This window comes from Chryseobacterium sp. (assembly GCF_008014695.1).
GTDB lineage: Bacteria > Bacteroidota > Bacteroidia > Flavobacteriales > Weeksellaceae > Kaistella.
Genome location: NZ_VOXE01000003.1, coordinates 375834 through 396642, shown reverse-complemented (window position 1 = coordinate 396642; position 20809 = coordinate 375834). Strand labels below are relative to the sequence as shown.

18 protein-coding genes and 1 riboswitch are annotated in these 20809 nt (G+C 41.6%); of the genes, 15 read left to right on the top strand and 3 right to left on the bottom strand.

What is annotated here, in order from left to right:
• Positions 1 to 83: 83 nt before the first annotated feature.
• The 4 genes from FUA25_RS09695 (at position 84) to FUA25_RS09680 (ending at position 2806) form a co-directional block, all read left to right on the top strand.
• Positions 84 to 797 (top strand): Crp/Fnr family transcriptional regulator, encoded by a 714-nt coding sequence (locus tag FUA25_RS09695; protein ID WP_147756709.1) that lies wholly within the window; start codon positions 84 to 86, stop codon positions 795 to 797.
• A 186-nt stretch (positions 798 to 983) separates the two neighbouring features.
• The gene (panB, locus tag FUA25_RS09690; protein ID WP_147756708.1) at positions 984 to 1799 is read left to right on the top strand and encodes a 3-methyl-2-oxobutanoate hydroxymethyltransferase; all 816 of its coding nucleotides are present in this window, start codon (positions 984 to 986) and stop codon (positions 1797 to 1799) included.
• Positions 1799 to 2125 carry a hypothetical protein gene (locus tag FUA25_RS09685; RefSeq protein WP_147756707.1) on the top strand — a complete coding sequence of 109 codons (327 nt, stop codon included), beginning with the start codon at positions 1799 to 1801 and terminating at the stop codon, positions 2123 to 2125. The genes panB and FUA25_RS09685 overlap by 1 nt, the downstream gene beginning before the upstream one ends.
• Before the next feature lie 3 nt (positions 2126 to 2128).
• Positions 2129 to 2806 (top strand): RluA family pseudouridine synthase, encoded by a 678-nt coding sequence (locus FUA25_RS09680; RefSeq protein WP_147756706.1) that lies wholly within the window; start codon positions 2129 to 2131, stop codon positions 2804 to 2806.
• Between the two features lie 534 nt (positions 2807 to 3340).
• Here FUA25_RS09680 and FUA25_RS09670 read toward each other — a convergent pair.
• Positions 3341 to 5464 carry an outer membrane beta-barrel protein gene (locus FUA25_RS09670; protein ID WP_147756704.1) on the bottom strand — a complete coding sequence of 708 codons (2124 nt, stop codon included), beginning with the start codon at positions 5462 to 5464 and terminating at the stop codon, positions 3341 to 3343.
• A gap of 116 nt (positions 5465 to 5580) precedes the next feature.
• On the bottom strand, positions 5581 to 7857 hold the full coding sequence (locus FUA25_RS09665) for an aconitate hydratase (protein WP_147756703.1): 2277 nt from the start codon (positions 7855 to 7857) through the stop codon (positions 5581 to 5583).
• Positions 7858 to 8040: 183 nt separating this feature from the next.
• Between FUA25_RS09665 and FUA25_RS09660 the strand changes: the two genes are divergently transcribed.
• From FUA25_RS09660 to FUA25_RS09610, 11 genes are all read left to right on the top strand, one after another.
• Positions 8041 to 8796, top strand: a complete 756-nt coding sequence (locus tag FUA25_RS09660; protein WP_147756702.1) for a WG repeat-containing protein — start codon at positions 8041 to 8043, stop codon at positions 8794 to 8796.
• A 23-nt stretch (positions 8797 to 8819) separates the two neighbouring features.
• Positions 8820 to 8910, top strand: a riboswitch (TPP riboswitch).
• A gap of 58 nt (positions 8911 to 8968) precedes the next feature.
• A complete protein-coding gene (locus tag FUA25_RS09655; RefSeq protein ID WP_147756701.1) occupies positions 8969 to 11071 on the top strand; it encodes a TonB-dependent receptor in 2103 nt (700 codons plus the stop codon).
• Between the two features lie 87 nt (positions 11072 to 11158).
• Positions 11159 to 11944, top strand: coding sequence for a hypothetical protein (locus FUA25_RS09650; RefSeq protein WP_147756700.1), 786 nt, complete (start codon positions 11159 to 11161; stop codon positions 11942 to 11944).
• Positions 11905 to 12423 carry an acyl-CoA thioesterase gene (locus FUA25_RS09645; protein WP_147756963.1) on the top strand — a complete coding sequence of 173 codons (519 nt, stop codon included), beginning with the start codon at positions 11905 to 11907 and terminating at the stop codon, positions 12421 to 12423. The genes FUA25_RS09650 and FUA25_RS09645 overlap by 40 nt, the downstream gene beginning before the upstream one ends.
• A gap of 4 nt (positions 12424 to 12427) precedes the next feature.
• The gene (locus tag FUA25_RS09640; RefSeq protein ID WP_147756699.1) at positions 12428 to 13357 is read left to right on the top strand and encodes a 2-hydroxyacid dehydrogenase; all 930 of its coding nucleotides are present in this window, start codon (positions 12428 to 12430) and stop codon (positions 13355 to 13357) included.
• A 111-nt stretch (positions 13358 to 13468) separates the two neighbouring features.
• On the top strand, positions 13469 to 14731 hold the full coding sequence (locus FUA25_RS09635) for a serine hydrolase domain-containing protein (protein WP_147756698.1): 1263 nt from the start codon (positions 13469 to 13471) through the stop codon (positions 14729 to 14731).
• Between the two features lie 27 nt (positions 14732 to 14758).
• A complete protein-coding gene (locus FUA25_RS09630; protein WP_147756697.1) occupies positions 14759 to 16483 on the top strand; it encodes an Ig-like domain-containing domain in 1725 nt (574 codons plus the stop codon).
• Positions 16484 to 16486: 3 nt separating this feature from the next.
• A complete protein-coding gene (locus FUA25_RS09625) occupies positions 16487 to 16951 on the top strand; it encodes a heme-binding domain-containing protein (protein WP_147756696.1) in 465 nt (154 codons plus the stop codon).
• Positions 16952 to 17041: 90 nt separating this feature from the next.
• Positions 17042 to 17980, top strand: coding sequence for a ribose-phosphate pyrophosphokinase (locus FUA25_RS09620; protein WP_147756695.1), 939 nt, complete (start codon positions 17042 to 17044; stop codon positions 17978 to 17980).
• A gap of 46 nt (positions 17981 to 18026) precedes the next feature.
• Complete coding sequence (locus FUA25_RS09615) at positions 18027 to 18665, top strand: 50S ribosomal protein L25/general stress protein Ctc (RefSeq protein WP_147756694.1); 639 nt, start codon at positions 18027 to 18029, stop codon at positions 18663 to 18665.
• A 157-nt stretch (positions 18666 to 18822) separates the two neighbouring features.
• Entirely contained in the window at positions 18823 to 20043 is a 1221-nt protein-coding gene (locus FUA25_RS09610; RefSeq protein ID WP_147756693.1) for an aminotransferase class V-fold PLP-dependent enzyme, read from the top strand.
• An 84-nt stretch (positions 20044 to 20127) separates the two neighbouring features.
• Here the strand turns inward: FUA25_RS09610 and FUA25_RS09605 are convergent, their stop codons facing one another.
• Positions 20128 to 20742, bottom strand: a complete 615-nt coding sequence (locus FUA25_RS09605) for a YdeI/OmpD-associated family protein (RefSeq protein WP_147756692.1) — start codon at positions 20740 to 20742, stop codon at positions 20128 to 20130.
• Between the last annotated feature and the right edge of the window lie 67 nt (positions 20743 to 20809).

The window sequence follows — 20809 nt, the reverse complement described above, 5'->3', positions numbered from 1 at the left end:
CGGGTATTTGTCCTGCAAAATTATGATAAATAAATTTGTGCCGGGGGTTTAAAATCTCTATTTTTGCTGATAAATGTCATAAAATGTCTTTCGAAAAACAAACCCTCATCGAAGAAAATCTGCATCGTGCTTTTAACGAAGAATCCTTCAGAGAAATGCTGTCTCCGGAAGATTTTAACAAATATCTTTCCGCAAAACACATCCTGAAATTTCACAAAGGTGATACCATTTTTGAAGACGGGGAAGTTCCGAAAGGTGTTTTTTTCCTCAGAAAGGGCACCGCAAAGCTTTCAAAACAGGGGGTTTACGGTAAAGAACAGATCCTGAGGTTTATAAAGGAAGGCGACCTCATCGGTTACCGCTCGCTGCTCTGTGGCGAAAACTTCCAGGCAAAAGCCGAAGCCATGAATGATGTGGAAGCCACGTTTCTGCCATCTGAAATCTTTCTTCATTTGCTGGAAGTAGATCCGAAACTTTCCTTCGCCATGCTGCAGAAAATCGCTTTTGAACTGGGCGAATCCTCGAATACCGTTACCTTTCTGGCCCAAAAAACAGTTCGGGAACGACTTGCCGAAATTTTACTTCTGCTCGAACAGAAACTCGGCACAGATCCAGAAGGTTTCATAAAAATTTCGCTGACCCGCGAAGAGATCGCCAACATTATTGGAACCGCTACCGAAAGCGCAATCCGACTCATTTCTGAATTCAAGCAGGATGGGCTTATTGAAGTGGAAGGCAGGAACATTAAAATCCTGAACCACGACCGCCTTATTAAATTGGGACACGTGATTATCTAAGAATCTTAAATGTATTTTTTTCTGTAGATTCAATTCATTTTTAAGTGTAAAAACTTGAAATCCTTCTGCATTTCAGCAGAAATTAGCCATTAAAACATTGGGGAATTTACGCAGCAGCTGCGTTTTGATCTTTATCGCCCATTTCTAATTATTCTTCATAACTTTACCCGCTTAAAAGGAAAAAATATGTCTGTTCATACCGAACTCAAAAAAATCACCACCGAAACTTTGCGGAAAATGAAATTCGACAAAGTAAAAATCACGATGCTTACCGCATATGATTTTACAACTGCAAAAATGGTGGATGCAGGCGGCGTAGATTCCATTCTGATCGGCGATTCCGCAGCGAATGTGATGGCTGGTTTCGACACAACACTTCCGATTACACTGGATCAGATGATTTATCACACACAATGTGTGGTGCGCGGTGTTGAAAGGGCTTTGATCGTAGCAGATCTTCCGTTCGGAACGTACCAGAGCAACTCTGAAAAAGCGTTGGAGTCTGCAGTCCGGATGATGAAAGAAGGCGGCGCTCATGCCATTAAAATTGAAGGTGGTATCGAGATTGAAAAATCGATCCGCAAAATTGTGAACGCCGGAATTCCGGTAATGGGACATTTGGGGCTCACCCCACAGTCCATTTATCAGTTCGGAACCTATAAAGTGAGAGCCAAAGAAGATGCGGAAGCTGAAAAATTAATGAGCGATGCCAAACTTCTTGAAGAACTGGGGTGTTTTGCGCTGGTTCTGGAGAAAATTCCTGCTGATTTGGCGAAAAAAGTTTCTGAAAGCATTTCAATCCCAACCATCGGAATCGGCGCCGGGCCCGACTGTGACGGGCAGGTTCTTGTTTACCACGATATGGTGGGAATGAACAAAGGTTTTTCCCCGAAATTTTTAAGAAGATATCTCGACCTTTATACGGAAATTACGGGAGCCGTGTCGCAGTATGTAAAAGATGTAAAAAATGCCGATTTCCCTAACCAAAACGAAAGTTACTGATGAAAAACACACAATCCATACAGGGTATTTTATCCATTGCCGCGCTGGTCTGCCTTGTCGTAGGCTGGTTTAACCTTTTCTCTCCGGAGATTAATAACCTTCTTTATCAGCGGGTATTTTATATCCTGATCGGAGCCAGTTTCTTTTTTCAGGCACCGGCTTTAGCCAACCCTAAAATGCAGTACCCAATGTATCTTGCTGCCGCATTCTGTGTGGTGGGAGCATTGCTTCCGGAGAGCTTGAATTTAGGTTTCCTGAAAACCGCAGGCCTTTTTGGCGGCGTGATCCTTTCCATCTTCAACAGACCGCGACAGGTCAGAAATTAATTCATGCAGGATCAAATTGTTTTTGAAGACAACCATCTTCTTGTGATCAATAAAAAAACAGGACAACTCGTTCAGGGCGACAAGACTGGTGATGCTTCTTTACTGGATCTGCTCAAAGATTTCATCAAAAAAAGAGACCATAAGCCCGGAAATGTTTTTCTCGGCCTCGTTCACCGTATCGACAGACCTACTTCAGGGCTTGTGATTTACGCCAAAACCTCGAAAGCACTTTCGCGTCTGACTCAGATGGTGAAAAACCGTGAGATCAAAAAAACGTACTGGGCGGTAGTGGCCAAAGAGATGATTCCACACAGCGGAAGGCTGGTTCATTATCTTCAGAAAAATGAAAAAACAAACAAAGCCACGGTTTTTATAAAAGTCACCGAAGGCGCAAAGGAATCTATCCTGAACTATCAGCTCATCAAAACCCTTGATAATTTTCATCTTCTGGAAATCGATCTGGAAACGGGGCGTCATCACCAGATCCGGGCGCAGCTGTCCAAAATCGGCGTTCCGATAAAAGGAGATTTGAAATACGGCGCCGCGCGCTCTAATCCCAATGGCGGAATTCACCTTCACGCCCGAAAACTGGAATTCATTCATCCTGTAACCAACGAGAAAACGGAAATTGTAGCACCGGTTCCTCAGGATGATCCCGTGTGGAAAGCGTGTGAAGAATAATACGGTGATTCTGTTCGATAAAAACACAAAAATTTCCCGCGCTTCGGGATTAAATTTTTAGGATTTCACATTATTAATTGTATTTAAGTATAAATATAATAAGCAATCGACAAGAATGATGAATAATCGATTGTAGAAATGGACGGGCAATGTTGCCGGACCATTTCTAAAGGTTGCCGGACCATTTCTGCACGTTGCCGGACCATTTCTTACTGTTGCCGAACCATTTCCTGAGGTTGCCGAACCATTTCTTACTGTTGCCGGACCATTTCTCACTGTTGCCGGACCATTTCTAAAGGTTACGGAATCAATTCCAACCCTTGCGCAATGATTTCTGAAGTTGGGCAATGACTTCTGAAGGCATCTGTCATTCCGTAGGAATCTCTGCATGCCTGTAAACTGGAATTTATTTTATCAAGTAACCGACCTTAAAATAGAACTTGTAGCACCGGTTCCGGAAAATGATCCGGTGTGGGAAGCATGCGAAAACTGATTTACTCCGCAAAACTTACAGCCGAAGCTTCCTTCTTACTATTAAGGAGGGGTAATCTCCCCTGCTGACTCTTCTTTTTTATCCTTATTCAAAAGATTGGGATCTTCCTTCGCTAAGTTATTTTTTGTCGGAATTTTATAGTTGATGGAAATCCCGAATCTGCGGGAATCGTTTTTGCTTGAAAGATAAACGAAGGGCTGCTGTACCACCGAATGCACGGCCATTTTCTGGGAATTCAGAATATCATCTGCATAAAGTGAAACCGTCAGCTTATCTTTCATGAATTTTTTTGAAAAATTAAGGTTCAGCGAATTGTTAAAAGGTTTATCGGCCACCAGATAAAAATAACTTGCTTTGGGAGTGAGGTAATTAAAGTTGGCTACAAACTTAATTTCCTTAGGAAGAATGATCTGAGAATTCAGACTGAAAATCCAGAATCCATTGGTCTCAATATCGGGAAGCTGATGAATCTGATATCCTGCATAAACATAAAGGTAATTGATTTTATCGGGGTTGAAGTCAAACTTCAACATCTCTTTGATGCTCGTATTAAAAATCATGTAAGGTATTGGCAAACCAATATTGAAGTTGTGAATCTTCATTTCAGAAACATTTACCTGCGAAGTAGAAATCACATCACCACTTCTGGTGATTTTCTGCACGACCTGATCTTTCGCTACGCTCACATTGTATCCGACAAACGCATAATCAAACGCACTTATTTTTGCCTCGTAATTATCGAAAATAGTTGGCCGCACTTCGGGATTTCCGGTGATGGATGAGTTGGGATTCTGGTAGGTGTTGTTGTTGGGATTCAGGACAGAAATGCTGGGTAATGTAATTTTTTTGTTATAATTCAGGGAAAAATACACCTGAGGAACCAAATTGTACTGCATACTGGCGTTCGGGAAAAACTTGAATTTTTTAAACGGGGTAAGTTCTTCATAGCGGTTTTCCTGCTGATTATAGGTGATACCGCTGATATCATAATCTTCAGCCCGCGTTCCAAGAATGAAATCGAATTTTTTATATTTGGTCTGAAATTCTAAATACGTCGCTACATTCTGGCGTTGATAATCCAGGTTGGTAATATCCTGTGCTTTTGTATCAAAGTTCTGCCGGTCGAACATTCCACCAAAAGCTACTTTTCCTTCGTTCAAAATATTCAGAGGCTGCGAATAATCCACTTTAAAATTATACACATCCATATCCGATGAATTATCTAAGACGGTACGGTTGGCGTCCAAATTATTTTGGGTGAAACCGGAATTTGAATTTGAATAGGAAAATTTAAAATCGAGTTTCTGGGATTTATCCGCAAATCTTTTTTGATAGGTGGCCACCGCTTCATGACGGTTGCTCAAGGTGCTCGTAAGATCTGTGGATTGATAACTATTGTTCAAAAAGGTACCCGAACTGAAGGTCGTGATATCGTTATTATTATGGTAAATATCATAATTCAACAAGAGCCGGTCCTGTCCCAATTCAAAAGTGAACGCGCTTTTTGCAAAATATCCACGAATAATCCGGTCAGCATTGCTTTCAGCAAGGTCATCCTGTGTGGCATTTAACATGCTTTCGCGATAATTCTGTCCAAAATTGAGCTGCCATCCAAATAATTTATTTCTGGCATTCAAACTCACCGAATTATTGGTGCGGTGCCTCCATTTATCATATTTTGTAAAATTGTAATTCCCGGAATAGGTTGCAGTTAAATAATTTTTTGCGGTCTTACTCGTGATGATATTAATAATTGCGCCGCCTGATGTTGCAGGAAATTCTGCACCGGGTTGCGTAATTACTTCCACGCGTTCTACAGAATTTGCGGGCATCCCTTCCAAAAAAGCATTGAGTTCATTGCTGGAAATATTCAGCGGCCTTCCATCCAAATACACGTCCAGCATTTTTCCCTGATACAGCATTCCTGCAACATCGGAAACAATCAGACCGGGAAGTTTTTTAATACCTTCCATTACACTGCCGGAATTCAAATTCGGCTGTTCGGAAAAATCAAAAATAGTTCTGTCTGCCTTCTGTTCAACCGCCTTTTTTACTTTGGTAATGGTAACTGCCTCTATTTTTGTTTCTTTATCCGGAGTGGGTTTCTGCTGTGCATTGCTATGGAGAAATGCAAAAATTGAGATGACTGAAAGTGCTCTTTTCATAATGTTTTTTTAATTTACAAATGCAGGGATTTAATAAGACGGTAAAAAATTATTTTCGTTACTGATCATAAAAAAACCGTTCAGTTTCCTGAACGGTTTTTTGAAATTTCACAGTGTTATGCGTTTCTTGCCGCTTCAGCTGCAATCAGATTTAAGGCTGAACCTGCTTTAAACCATTCAATTTGCTGCGTGTTATACGTGTGGTTTACCAAAATAAGTTCTTTTGTACCGTCGGAGTGAACCAATTCCAAAGTCAGTGGTTTTCCCGGGGCAAACTGATCCAAATCAAGGAAATTCACCGTATCATCTTCTCTGAACTTGTCGTAATCTGCTTCGTTCTGGAAAGTCAGACCCAACATTCCCTGTTTTTTAAGATTGGTCTCGTGAATCCTTGCGAAAGATTTTACGAGAACAGCCTTCACACCAAGATGTCTCGGTTCCATGGCGGCATGTTCTCGTGAAGAACCTTCACCGTAATTCTGGTCTCCAACTACGATCGTAGGAATTCCGGCTGCTTTATAAGCTCTCGCCACTTTCGGAACTTCGCTGTATTCACCGGTCAGTGTATTTTTCACTTTATTGGTTTCCATGTTGTAAGCGTTTATGGCGCCGATCAGCATGTTGTTTGAGATATTATCCAAATGACCTCTGTATTTCAGCCACGGACCTGCCATTGAAATATGGTCGGTCGTACATTTTCCGAACGCTTTGATCAAAACTCTTGCTCCGGTAATATTTTGTTCGTCCCAAGGCTGGAAAGGCTCGAGTAACTGGAGTCTGTCCGAAGTCGGGCTCACCGCAACCTGAACATGAGAACCGTCTGCTGAAGGTGCCTGATAACCGTTATCATCCACCGCAAAACCTTTTTCAGGAAGTTCAAAACCTTTCGGTTCGTTCAGTCTGATCTGTTCCCCGTTTTGATTGGTTAATGTATCGGTGATCGGATTAAAATCAAGTCTTCCTGAGATTGCTACTGCGGCCACCATTTCCGGAGACGCTACAAAAGCGTGTGTATTTGGGTTTCCGTCGGCTCTTTTTGCAAAATTTCTGTTGAAAGAGTGAATGATGGAGTTTTTTTCTCCTTTTTCAGCACCTTCTCTGTCCCACTGTCCTATACAAGGTCCGCAGGCATTTGTAAAGATTCTTGCAGATTCAAATTTCCTGAAGGAATCCATGAATCCATCTCTTTCTGCGGTAAATTTCACCTGCTCAGAGCCTGGATTGATTCCTAATATCGCTTTTGGCTTCACGCCTTTTGCCACTGCATCTTCAACAATAGAAGCAGCTCTGGACAAATCTTCGTAAGAAGAATTCGTACACGAACCGATTAAAGCCCATTCCACGTCAAGCGGCCATCCGTTCGCTTCAGCTTTTGCTCTGAATTCAGAAACCGGAGTCGCCAAATCGGGAGTAAAAGGTCCGTTCAAATGCGGCGCCAGTTCGTCAAGATTGATTTCAATTACCTGATCGAAATACATTTCAGGATTTTCATAAACTTCATGGTCACCTGTTAAATGTTCAGCTATTTTATCGGCAGCTTCCACAACATCCTGTCTTCCGGTTGCCGCTAAATATCTTCTCATGGAATCATCATATCCGAAGGTCGAAGTTGTTGCCCCGATTTCAGCACCCATATTGGAAATAGTTCCTTTTCCTGTTGCAGAAAGATTTTTTGCCCCTTCTCCGAAATATTCAACAATACATCCGGTTCCGCCTTTTACGGTCAGGATTCCGGCAACTTTAAGAATAACATCTTTTGCAGACGTCCATCCATTCAGTTTTCCGGTTAATTTTACACCGATTAATTTCGGCATTTTAAGTTCCCACGCCATTCCGGCCATTACATCTACCGCATCTGCACCACCAACTCCGATGGCGACCATTCCTAAACCTCCTGCATTTACCGTGTGAGAGTCAGTTCCAATCATCATTCCGCCTGGAAAAGCATAATTTTCCAAAACTACCTGATGAATGATTCCTGCGCCTGGTTTCCAGAAACCGATTCCGTATTTATCGCAAACTGAACTTAAAAAATTGAAAACTTCTGAATTTTTATTGATTCCTTCCTGTAAATCTGCCTCAGCTCCAACTCTCGCCTGAATCAGGTGATCGGCATGAGCAGTTGAAGGAACCGCAACCTTAGATTTTCCGGCCTGCATAAACTGCAGAAGTGCCATTTGCGCTGTTGCATCCTGCATCGCTACACGATCCGGAGCAAAATCTACATAAGAATTTCCTCTTTCGTAAGATTGTGTGGCATTGCCTTCCCAAAGGTGGGTATAAAGAATTTTTTCTGAAAGTGTCAATGGTTTTCCCACGGCTGCTCTTGCTGCTGCAACTCTTTCAGGATAACGCTCATACACTTTTTTGATCATGTCGATGTCGAAAGTCATATCTGTTCGTTTTTAATTCAAAATTTAGAAGTTCAAAAATACGAATTTTTTAGGTTTCTTACCGATTAAAATCATTTAGAATAAGTATAAATATAATGAAGCGCATCTATTTCTACCGCGGACTGAGTTTTTGACTAAATGAAAAAAACTTAATTTTGGCAGAAATTTTGCAAACCGGCGGTTATGAAGAATGTCCTGATTTTTATCTTTTTAAGTTTCACCCTACTGTTTTCAGCACAGAAAGCAACGGTAAGAAAAACGGCTGCTGTAAAAAAACCCGTGCAGAAAACAACTGCTCCTAAAACCAATCCGGACCTGGCGAAGATCAACGACTCTATTCCGGCGCTGATTCCACAGAAGATTGAAGGAAAATTCGGTTTTGTAAACCAGAAAGGAAAAATGGTCATCAAACCGGAATACAGCAATGTCGGGTTCTTTGCGGAAGACTGCAACCTGCTGAATTCTCCGAACGAGAAAGTTCAGAAATTCGGATCCAAAAAATACGCATCAGTGCGGCTGAACGGAACAGATTTCAGAATCGATGAGAACGGAAAAAGAGTCTATCAGTTCAAAGACAGCGATTTGGGAAAATGCAAACCGGAATTCAAGGCACAGCTTTTTCATGCTTTTGTCCTCGGAAATTATTACGGAATCATTGAAGATTCCAAATTTGTAAATGCTGCGGATTACCGTCAGTATCAGATTTATCCGCAGTATGATTATCTTCATATTCTGGAAGGCGACGACCTTAAAAATCCAATGATCATTGCATCCCGAGACAACCGATTCGGAATTATTGATGTAAATAACCGGGTCATTGTGCCTTTCATTTATTCAGATATCAAAAGAAATTTTGCATGGAAGCTCGCCCGCCTTTTTGAAGTGACCCAGGACGGCAAAAACTATTACTTTATTGATCTCCAAAATAAAGGTTATTGATTTAAAATTTGTATTTTTGCCATCAGAAATTAAAGGGGTGCTGTGAAAAGCTGAGATTATACCCAATGAACCTGGAACAGGTAATGCTGTTTAGGGAGCGGTCTTCGGACTGATTTATTGTATAATTTTTTTTCGTTCCCCTTTTATTCAATTAATCTTAAAAATTAAAAGAATGAAAGGATTTGTTATTTTAGGACTTTGCGTAAGTCCGCTCATCTGTGCGCAGAATTTGCCTCAGGATACCGCAAAAATTCGCGAAATTGAAAGTGTAAATTTCACGAAAAGGCTGCCGGTTTCAAAAGAAATCATCAACGTTGAAAAGGATTTAGGCACTAAAAATCTGGGGCAGGATTTACCAATTCTGCTGAAAAACCGGACTTCCGTTATTTCCACTTCCGATGCCGGAAACGGCGTTGGATACACCGGATTCCGGATTCGGGGAGTAGGCGGGAATGGAATTAATGTCATGATGAACGGTGTTCCTCATAATGATGCTGAATCGCAGGGAACTTTTTTTGTAGATGTTCCCGATTTAACGAGTTCTGCCTCACAGATCGTCATTCAGCGAGGCGTCGGAACTTCATCGAACGGCGTTTCCGCTTTTGGAGCCAGCGTCAACGTGATTTCCAAAAACCCCGATGAAAAATTTTATCTGAAATCTGATAATTCACTGGGTTCCTTCAACACCTACAAATATTCTGCGGAAGTAGGAAGCGGAAAATTCTGGAACAACCGCCTTAGTGTGATGGGCCGTTACACGAAAATTCATTCTGACGGATATATCGACCGGGCTTCGGCAGATCTTGATTCCTATAATTTTACTGCTCTTTTTGAGGAAAATAAAACCAAAATCCGCATTATCGCTTTTGGCGGAAAGGAAAAAACGTACCAGGCATGGAACGGCATCGACAAAGCCACTTGGGAAACCAACCCGAAATTCAATTATTCCGGCGCTATTTATGATGAAAACTGGGAAAATATTGTTGATTTCTATGATAACGAAACCGATAATTACCGGCAAAATCACTATCAGCTATTGTGGGAGCAGAACTTAAGCGCCAACTGGAATCTTGAAACCACTTTCCACTATACCAAAGGAAAAGGTTACTACGAAAATTATAAGCAGGGTGCCGAATTTTTGCAGTACAACTTGCCGAATCAAGGTACTGATGAATATGCAGACTTTATCCGGAAAAAATGGCTCAACAATGATTTTTACGGCGGTTTGACCACACTTTACGGAAAATTAAACAATCTGGATCTCAATTTCGGATTGGTAGCCAACCGTTATTTCGGCAGACATTTCGGAAATGTTTCCGGCGTTTTTTATCCGCAGATTTCGGAACATGAATATTACCGAAACCAATCCGTAAAAAATGAAACCGCAGGTTTTGCAAAAGCAATTTTCACCGTGAATAAATTTGAATTTTTTGGCGATTTGCAGCTCCGAAACATCAGTTATAATACCGAAATCCTCATGCAGGGCGACGGCGAAGGAGCGAACCTCGATAAAAACTGGCTTTTCTTCAATCCGAAAGTGGGTTTTAACTACAAAATAAATTCAGGGAAACTTTTCCTCTCCTATGCGCACGCTCACCGCGAACCGAACCGCGATGATCTTTTTGCGAACCCCGAAACTCAGGCCGAAAAACTGCACGATTTCGAAGCCGGAATTGAAAAAACACTCGGAAATTTCTCTTTCACCGCCAACGGTTACTACATGAATTATGTCAACCAGCTGGTTTTAAACGGAAAAATTAACAATATCGGAGAATTTATCCGGGAGAATTCCGGGAAGAGTTACCGTCTTGGACTTGAATTGGGCGCATTGGCGAAACTTTCGGAAAAATGGAATCTTTCGGGGAATCTGACCTTAAGTAAAAATGAAAATACCGATTTCAGAACCGAAAATCAGGGGCTGCAGAATCTCGGCAACACGCCAATTTCCTTCTCCCCGGAAATCATTGCGAATGCGCTCATCAGTTTTGCTCCGGCGAAGAATTTCAGTATCGGTCTGCAGAATCAGTTTGTCGGAAGCCAATATCTGGATAATACGAAGAATGAAAATTTAAAATTGCCGGAATATTTCCTGACCGATTTCAATGCAAAATACACTTTAAACCTAAAAAGAACTGTTGTTGATTTTAAACTTCTCGTGAATAATGTTTTCGATAAAAAATATGTGAATAACGGGTATGTTTATGATGAGTCTCCCTATTATTTTTCGCAGGCAGGCTTTAATTTCCTGTTTGGAGTAAGTGTGCTGTTCAAATAATCCGGAAATTAAGGAGAATTAGAGCTGATTTTTTTAAAAAACCGCTGGCTTTATAAAAGTCAGTAAAAAATTATAAATTTGCGGCAAATGATCATTTCCAATTACCTTCTTGAATATCTGACCAAAAACGGAAAAGCCACGCTTTCAGGCTTCGGCAGTTTTGCTGCTGAAAATGCTGCTGCCGTGCTGAACCAGGAAAGCAGAACACTGCTTCCGCCAGGCAAAAAAATTACTTTTCTTGCCGATTATGAGATTCAGAATGATGAGTTTGCCCGATTTTTGGCGGTTCAAAAAAACATTTCGGTGGAATCTGCTCTTGCAGAGCTTAAACAGCAGACCGATTTCTGGAAAAACAAAATCAATGAGGGAGAAAATTTCACCATCGAAAATTTTGGAGAATTTAAAATTTCAGGAGAATCCGTTCAGTTTATCGGCAACCGGATCGCAGCAGAAAACTCTGATTTTTACGGACTGGAAGAAATCAACCTGAACGATTTAAGGAAAAAACCGGGCATCCAACAAGTGAAAACTGAGGAAAATCCTGCTAAAAAATACCGCTTCAGCAGCGCGTTGTTATGGATCTTACTTCTGGCAATCCCGGTTTCGGGAATGGTATATGTAGGGATTTATCAGCCTGAAATGCTGTTCGGTAAAAAATCTTTCCCCGCAGTTCCAAAGGAAAAGAAAATTATTAAAAAAGATTCTGCGCAGACAAAAGTAAAACCAACCTTGGCGGATTCTTTAAAGGCAGATTCAATTAAAACTGCCGCAGCAGTTGTTCCTCTCAAAAAATGGACTCCGAAAAAGTCCACCAGAAAATACCCAAAAAGCAAATGGCGCAAAGCAAAAAAGCGAGTGAATCGCTCACAATAATGACGAATATCGTTCTTCCGAACGAAACCAATTCACTAAGGAATCTCTTCGGTGGTGAACTTCTCGCGAAAATGGACCGCTGTGCCTCAATCTCTGCTGCAAGACATTGCGAAAGACGTGTAGTAACGGCATCCGTAAACCATGTTTCCTTCAATTATCCTATTCCGGAAGGCGGAATTGTAGTGCTGGAATCCAAGGTTTCGCGCGCTTTTTCGACCTCCATGGAAATTTATGTGGATGTATGGCTCGATGACCCGATTAACCAGAAAAAAATCCACACGAATGAAGGAATTTACACTTTTGTAGCGGTGGATGAATTCAACCGCCCCATCCCGATTCCCAAGATGGAACCGGAAACCGAAGAAGAAAAATCAAGGTTCGATGCGGCTTTAAGAAGAAAAGAACTTTCCCTGATCCTTTCCGGACGAATGAAGGCCGCCGATTCGGTGGAACTGAAAAAACTTTTTCAGGAGTCGTAAAAAAATGAAAATTCTCCAGCTCGATAAAAACCATCCCCTCATTACAGAACAGCTTTCTGCAAAAGGGTTTCATCTGGAAGAAGATTTCATCTCAACATATGAGGAGATCCTGAATAAAATCAGAAATTACGACGGCATCATCATCCGCAGCCGGATCCCGCTCGACCGGAACTTTCTGGAACATGCGAAAAACCTCCGCTTTATTGGGCGGGTTGGCGCGGGAATGGAAAATATTGATGTGGAAACTGCTGCTGAGTTAAGTATCACCCTGATCAATTCGCCCGAAGGCAACCGTGATTCTGTGGCAGAACATGTTATCGGAATGCTGCTTATTTTAATGAATCGGCTTTTCATCGCCTCCAACGAAGTGAAAAACGGCATCTGGAAGCGTGAAGAAAACCGCGGCGACGAACTTTTTGGAAAAACATTTGGCATTATTGGTTACGGAAATATGGGAAAAGCTGTTGCAAAACGCCTTTGCGGGTTTGGAGTAAAAGTTATCTTTCATGACATCAAATCCAATCTTTCCGATGAATTTGCCACGCAGGTTACTCTTGAAGATCTGAAAGCCGAAGCCGATATCCTGAGCCTTCACATTCCGCTTACGGCGGAAACCCATTATATTGTTGATGAAACCTTTATTTCAGAAATGAAAAAAGACTTTTACTTCATCAATACCGCCCGCGGAAAAAACGTAAACACGAAGGCTTTAGTTGAAGCCATCAAAGCCGGCAAAATAAGAGGTGCCGCCCTGGATGTCCTCGAATATGAAAAAGCTTCTTTTGAAAAGCTGGAGACAAAAAATGAAGACCTCCAATACCTCCTGAATTCCGAAAAAACAATTGTGACTCCCCATATCGCGGGCTGGACCCACCAAAGCAAAGAAAAACTCGCGCAGATCATTGTGGATAAAATAGCAGCATCTTTTTCATAATTGCACGATATGGATTCAGTCTGAATTTGTTAAAATTCTCTTAAATCATAATCGCTGTCCATTTCACTTTGTATTAATTCATAAATTGCCGTCTGAATTTCAAAAAGATAGATGAAGCAGCAGATTTTAGTACTCTTAGTGGTTTGTTTAGGTTTGTTTTCCTGCAAAAAAGAGGAAAACCAAACCGAAGAACAGAAAACCGGCCTCCCGAATTTTGGCAATATTGAACTGGATGATATTTTTAAAAGAAAAGACAACCAATTAGAAAATAAAGACTCTGTAGTTGCGGTTCTCGACCGATATTATACCAACGTCTGGGAAAAGGGTGATCTTTGGGGGGGCTTTCTGGTAGCCAAAGGCGACGAAATTCTGTATGAAAGTTACCGCGGTTTTGCGCAGGAAGGCGATCAAAACCCCATTACTGAAAACACTCCGCTGCATGTTGCTTCTGTAAGCAAGACCCTTACCGCAATGGCCGCCATGAAACTTGTGGAAGCAGGCAAACTGAAGTTGGATGACCCGCTTACCAAATTTTTTCCGCAGTTTCCATATCCCGATGTAACGGTTTTCACCCTTTTAAGTCAGCGCAGCGGTCTTCCGAAATACGAATATTTTATCGAGAAGATTAATCCGAAGCCTTCGGAACTTAGCAAAAAATTCCTGAGCAACCAGGATGTGATGAATATGCTCATCCGCTACAAACCGGAACTCTCCCGCAATACCGATACCGGCTTTATGTACTGTAATACAAACTTTGCACTTCTGGCTTTAATCATTGAAAAAGTGACGAAAACCCCATTTCCGGAAGCAATGCAGCAGATGGTTTTCCGACCTTTAAAAATGAAGAATACCTACATTTTTCAGGAAAAAGATACCCTCACCGCTGCGAAATCTTTTTACCAGCGCGGACCGCGGGAATATCCGCTGGACCGACTCGATCTTATTTATGGGGACAAAAACGTGTATACGACCCCAAGAGACCTGCTGAATTTCTCGAAAGCGCTTTATGCCAAGCATTTCCTGAAACCGGAATTGATGGAGATGGTTTTCAGTCCACACAGCAATGAGAGACCGGGAGTGAACAACTATGGGCTTGGTTTCCGCATGAAAATTTTTGATAACGGCGAAAAACTTACATATCACAACGGTTGGTGGCACGGGACAAATTCGGTGTTTGCGCATCTGCTGAAATCCAATGTTACCATCATTGCCATCGGAAATAAATATTCGCAGCGGGTATATACGGCACTTTCCCTTTCCGGGGTTTTCGAAAACTTCCCGCCGGAAGCGGATAAATTCAATAAAGTCATGGACAAAGGCAAAGACGGACCTGCAAACGGTACTTTGAAAGAGGATAGCGCTTTTGGTGAATAATTATTTAAATTTGTGCAAAATCCAGCCATGAAGAAGCTTTTTTTTCTCCTTGTCCTCAACCTTCTGTTGCTTTCCTGTGCGCGGGTGGGCTCGCCAATCGGCGGCGACAAAGATACGCTGGCTCCAAAACTCTTAGGTTCAAATATCGATACTACGCGGATTAATGTGCCGCAGAACATCAGGCAATTACGACTCGATTTTAATGAATATGTAACGCTGAAAGAGGTATCCAAGAACCTCATCATTTCACCTCCGATCAAAAAAATCACAAAAATTTTACCTGCAGGACTGGCCAATAAATATGTGCTGATCGAGTGGGAAGATACGCTTCAGGCCAATACCACTTATAATTTCAATTTCGGAAACGCCATTGCAGACCAGAATGAAGGAAATACGGTTCCTTACTTTAATTTTGCATTTTCTACAGGAGATAAGATCGACGACCTCTACATCAGCGGCGAAGTGAAGGACGCCCTGAAAATAAAAGAAAACACCACTAAAAAAAATATGGTGGTAGGACTATATAAACAAAGCGATTCGGCAGATTACCGCCAAAAGCCGTATTATATTACCAAAGTAGATGATGACGGGTATTATGAACTCAATTATCTTTCTCCCGGAAGCTATACCATTCTGGCCTTTGTGGATGATAACGAAAATTCGGTGTATGATCCCGGAAAAGAAAATATAGGTTTCCAGAAAGAAACCGTTGTGCTCGAAAAATCCATTTCCGGACTCAATATTAAAACCTATCCTTCCAAAAAAGCCCTGAAATACAATGAAATGAAAGAAATTCCGGGCGGAATTCTCATGACTTTTGAAGGGAATCCGCAGGATCTGAAGGTGCTTTCGATCAATGATCAGCTGAAAGACTATAAAGTGACCCATGCTCCGAAATCGGATTCTGTACGGATCTGGTTTGATGCAAAAGACCAGAAAGTAGGTCTGGAAAACAATGAGAACCTGAAATTCAGCTACGATGCAGACGGAAAAAAAGATACCGTTTCCCTTTTTTACCGCTACAACACGAAGAACGAAATGTCCATCAGCAATCAGGACGGCAATTTGCTGGAGCCTTTTAAAGATTTCCGTTTCGTTTCCAACTACATCATTAATAAGATTGAACCTGAGAAATGGATCCTGAAAAGCGACAGTTTAACCACCGAATCTTTTACAGCCAGGATTTCTGCGGAAAATCCGTATCAGATTTGGGTGAATGCAGATTTCAAAGCCGGAAAAAAATACCAGCTGACCGTACCGAAAGGCAGTGTTTCTTCATTTTATGAGAGCACGGCCAGACCTTACCGCTTCGATTTTGAGTTGGATAAAGTGGAAAATTTTGGCAGCCTCTCCCTTAACCTTATCAATAAGCCGGCCCAAAAATTCTGGCTCCAACTCCTGAGTCCAGACGAAAAAATCATGTACAGCAAATTTACCGATGCTGCTGAAGTGAAGTTCAACATTCTGAAACCCGGCGATTATTTTGTCAGAATTCTGGTGGATAATAACGGAAACGGTTATTGGGATGAAGCCGATTTCAAAAACCGTATTTTCGCCGAAGACGCTTATATTTTCTACAAAAAAATAAACATTAAGGCACTTTGGGAAATAAAAGAAGACTGGGATCTTACCGATAAAAGAACACTCGACACTGCCTCTCAACCTTCACAAACAATTCCGCAAAAGACTGCTCCACGAGAATTGGGAGAAGTTAAAGGGGGGAATTCAATTCTTACTCCCGAGAAAAAATAAATCATGAAGACTTTTATAAAAATTGTTTTCGGGCTTTTAATCCTGTTTGCACTTATTCAGTTTATTCCGTTGGACAGAACCCTGAAACCAATTGACAATAAACTCAATTTCGTGGAGGTGAACCAAACTCCACAAAATATTACCCGAATCCTTAAAACTTCCTGTTACGACTGTCATTCCAATGAGACCGTTTATCCGGATTATGCGTATATAGCGCCGATTTCTTGGTCGGTTAACCATCATATTAAAGAAGGCCGGGAACACCTGAATTTTTCTGAATGGGGCAACTATAATGCTGATCTTAAAAAAGACATGCTGGAAAATGCGGTAAAGACCATTCAGGAAAAAGAGATGCCTCTCCCGGGCTATATTGCGTATCATCCGAAAGCAAATTTGTCTGCTGCCGAGCGGAAAACACTCGCGGTTTATTTCCAACAGCAGTTGGAGCACCATGCTTCCACCAAATAAAAAAGTTCATTCCTCTCTTTTAAAATAATGGCCTTCCTGATTCTGCACGTGGTTTTATTTTTTTAAATTTGCACATCTAAAAAAGTAAAAATGTCTGAGCAAGCAAGTTATCTGTTTTCCACGCGAACAAGCAAGGTTTTAGCGGAAAAAATCGCCCTTCATTACGGGCAGGAAATGGGGAAAATCAATTTCCAGGAATTCAGCGACGGCGAATTCGAGCCCGTTCTGGACCAGTCGGTGAGAGGTGGCAGGGTTTTTTTAATTGCCTCTACATTTCCTCCTGCAGACAATTTACTGGAATTACTGCTGATGATTGATGCCTCAAAAAGAGCTTCAGCAAAAAGCATTACAGTTGTACTTCCTTATTACGGTTTGGCAAGACAGGACAGAAAAGACCAGCCAAGAGCACCGATCGGAGCCAAATTGGTTGCCAACCTTCTTACCGCAGCCGGTGCAACAAGAATTATGACGATGGATCTTCACGCAGACCAGATTCAGGGGTTTTTCGAAATTCCTGTTGATCATCTTTATGCATCCACCATTTTTATTGAATACATTCAGTCTTTAAATTTAGACAATCTTACCATTGCCTCTCCGGATATGGGCGGCGCGAAACGTGCGAAGAATTACGCCGGACATTTGGGTGCAGAGGTAGTGATTTGTTATAAAGAAAGAAAAAAAGCCAATGTGATTGAGGAAATGTTCCTTATTGGTGATGTGGAAGGGAAAAATGTCATCCTGATCGATGATATGATCGATACGGCCGGAACATTGTGTAAAGCAGCCGACATTTTGATGGCAAACGGCGCAAAAAGTGTCCGCGCGATGGCCACCCATGGGGTACTTTCCGGTAAAGCCTACGATAACATCCAGAATTCAAAACTTTCAGAAGTAATTGTTACGGATACCATTCCGGTGAAAACCGAACTCACCCCGAAAATAAAAGTTCTTTCGTGCGCTTCACTCTTTGCCGATGTGATGAAAATGGTACACGAGCACAAATCCATCAGCGACAAATTTATTATCTAGAAAATATTTTATATATTTGCACCCTTAAAATTTTTATATAACTATAATGAAATCAATTACAATTCAAGGTACAAAAAGAGAAAGCGTGGGCAAAAAGTCTACTAAAGCTTTACGTGATGCTGAATTAGTTCCTTGTGTTGTTTACGGAGGTACTGAAACCCTAAATTTTTCTGCTGAAGAAAAATCTTTCAAAGGTTTGGTATATACTCCTGAAGCACACACGGTATCTATTGAGGTTGACGGACAAACCATTCCTGCCGTTCTTCAGGACATCCAGTTCCACCCACTAACGGACAAAATCCTTCACGCAGACTTCTTCCAACTGGCAGAAGACAAACCTGTGGTAATGGAAGTTCCGGTAAGACTTACAGGCCGATCTAAAGGGGTTGTTGCAGGTGGTGCACTGAGACAGTCTTTCAGAAAACTTAAACTGAAGGCACTTCCGGCTAATTTACCGGATGAAATCGTGGTAGATGTAACTCCACTGAAAATCGGAAGCAAACTGTATGTTGGCGATATCGAAACCAAAGACTTTACTTTCATGCATCCGGACAACGCAGTTGTAGTAGCTGTTAAGATGTCCAGAACTGCAATGAAGGGCGGTGCAGCGATTGAAGATGATGAAGAAACTCCAGCTCCGGCTGAAGGTGAAGCTCCAGCAGCTGAAGCAGCATCTGCAGAATAATTTTAAAGAAAACATTCTATATAATTTCCCGTCAACTGAGTTGGCGGGAAATTTTCATTATAGCCGTATCGGTTTATACTTATTGATAAAAGCGACAGCTGACTTTCTAACTTTTCCTTATAATTTCCGTAAATTTGAACCATTCTAAATAATTGCAATGTTCGACCTTCAAAATATCCGCAGTCAGTTTCCCATCCTTAACAGACAAATCAACGGCAAACCTCTGGTTTATCTTGATAATGCCGCGACTTCCCAAAAACCCGTTTCGGTTATGGAATCATGGCAGAAATATTATACCGAAATCAATGCGAATGTTCACCGCGGCATCCATACGCTAAGCCAACTTGCAACCGAGGAAATGGAACTTTCAAGGAAAAAAATCCAGAAATTCATCAATGCCGAAAATGATTTCGAAGTTATTTTTACAAAAGGAACAACCGAAGGCATCAATCTTCTGGCGTATGCACTCACTTCCGGCATCAAATCAGGAGACGAAATCATTATTTCCTATCTGGAGCACCATTCCAACATCGTTCCGTGGCAAATGCTGTGCGAAAGAACCGGCGCAAAACTCAAAGTGATCCCTATGGATGAGAACGGCATTCTTCAGCTCGATTTTCTGGATGGAAATTTATCTGAAAAAACCAGAATCGTGTCCGTTAATCAGGTTTCGAATGCCCTGGGCGTTGTAAATCCTGTGGAAGAGATTATTTCGAAAACGAGAAAAAATTCAGACGCCATCATTGTTATCGACGGTGCACAGTCAATTCCGCATTTCAAAATCGATGTACAGAAAATGGACTGTGATTTTTTCATTTTTTCCGGCCACAAAATGTACGCACCAATGGGAACCGGCGTTCTGTACGGAAAAGAAGAAATCCTCAGAAAAATACAGCCTTTCCACGGCGGTGGTGAGATGATCGCCACCTGTTCTTTCGACAAAACCACTTACGCAGATCTGCCTTTCAAATTCGAAGCGGGTACGCCCAATGTTGGTGGAAACATCGCTTTGGGAGCCGCAATAGACTTCATCGAAGGAATTGGTCACGAAAACATTCAGAACCACGAAAACGCACTGCTTGAGTACGCTCAGAAACAGCTACTCGAAATAGAAAACCTTAAAATTTACGGTGAAAAGGCGCACAGAACCGGTGTAGTTTCCTTTAACATCGCGAGCATCGGGATTGCTTCAGATGTAGGAATGATTCTGGATAAACTCGGAATCGCAGTAAGAACCGGTCATCACTGCACGCAGCCCATCATGGATTTCTTTAATATTGCAGGAACCGTGCGTGCGAGTTTTGCGGTGTACAATACGATGGAAGAGATCGACATTCTGGTGAACGGCGTAAAAAAAGCGCAGAAAATGCTGCTTTAATTTTTAATCGGGAAAACGAAAACTGTTTTACAGTGTATAAAAGACAACAGTTCAATCAAACCGAATTGATGAAGTAAGACGTTTTCACTTATTTTTTTCATATTTCCAGTTGCGTCCTTTTCCTTCGGCAATCCATTCCAGCGCCTGTTCCATGCGTTTGATTCTTGTTGCTTCGGTTTTGGCACCGGTAATCCAGAGAATATACTCCTTCCGGAATGACGCAGATGCTTTAGTAAAGAATTGCTGCGCCTTAGTATTCTTTTCAAGCGCTTCGGTAAAATCTGCCGGAATTTCAATTTCGGTTTTTGAAACCGGAGCCTTCTTCATTTTAACACCCATATCCGTTAATTCCATGGCTTCTTTAATAGCCGCCTTCAGCTGAGGTTTTGATGGCAGATCTTCAACTGACGTTATTTTCCCCAAACTGAACATTCCGCTTGTTTCCACATTCGTTTCAAATTCCTTTATGGTTTTCATTTCCGAATGAAGCCAGAATCCCATGCTGCAGTACTGTTTGAAAGCGGCAAGAGAACACAGGATCTTCCCTTTGTACATAAAATGCGGAAAGCTCCACTTCCAACCCTCTTCCACTTCCGGGCAGGCTTCATGGATGATTTCACGAAGATAAGTTAAGACCGGTTTCACAAAATCCTGCGAATTTTCAATATAAGTGTCGATTCTTGAGTCTGTTGCTGCCATATTTTTAAATTTGAAGGAGAACTGCGTTCATGCAAAAATAAAAAAGTTCCGGACTGCTCCGAAACTT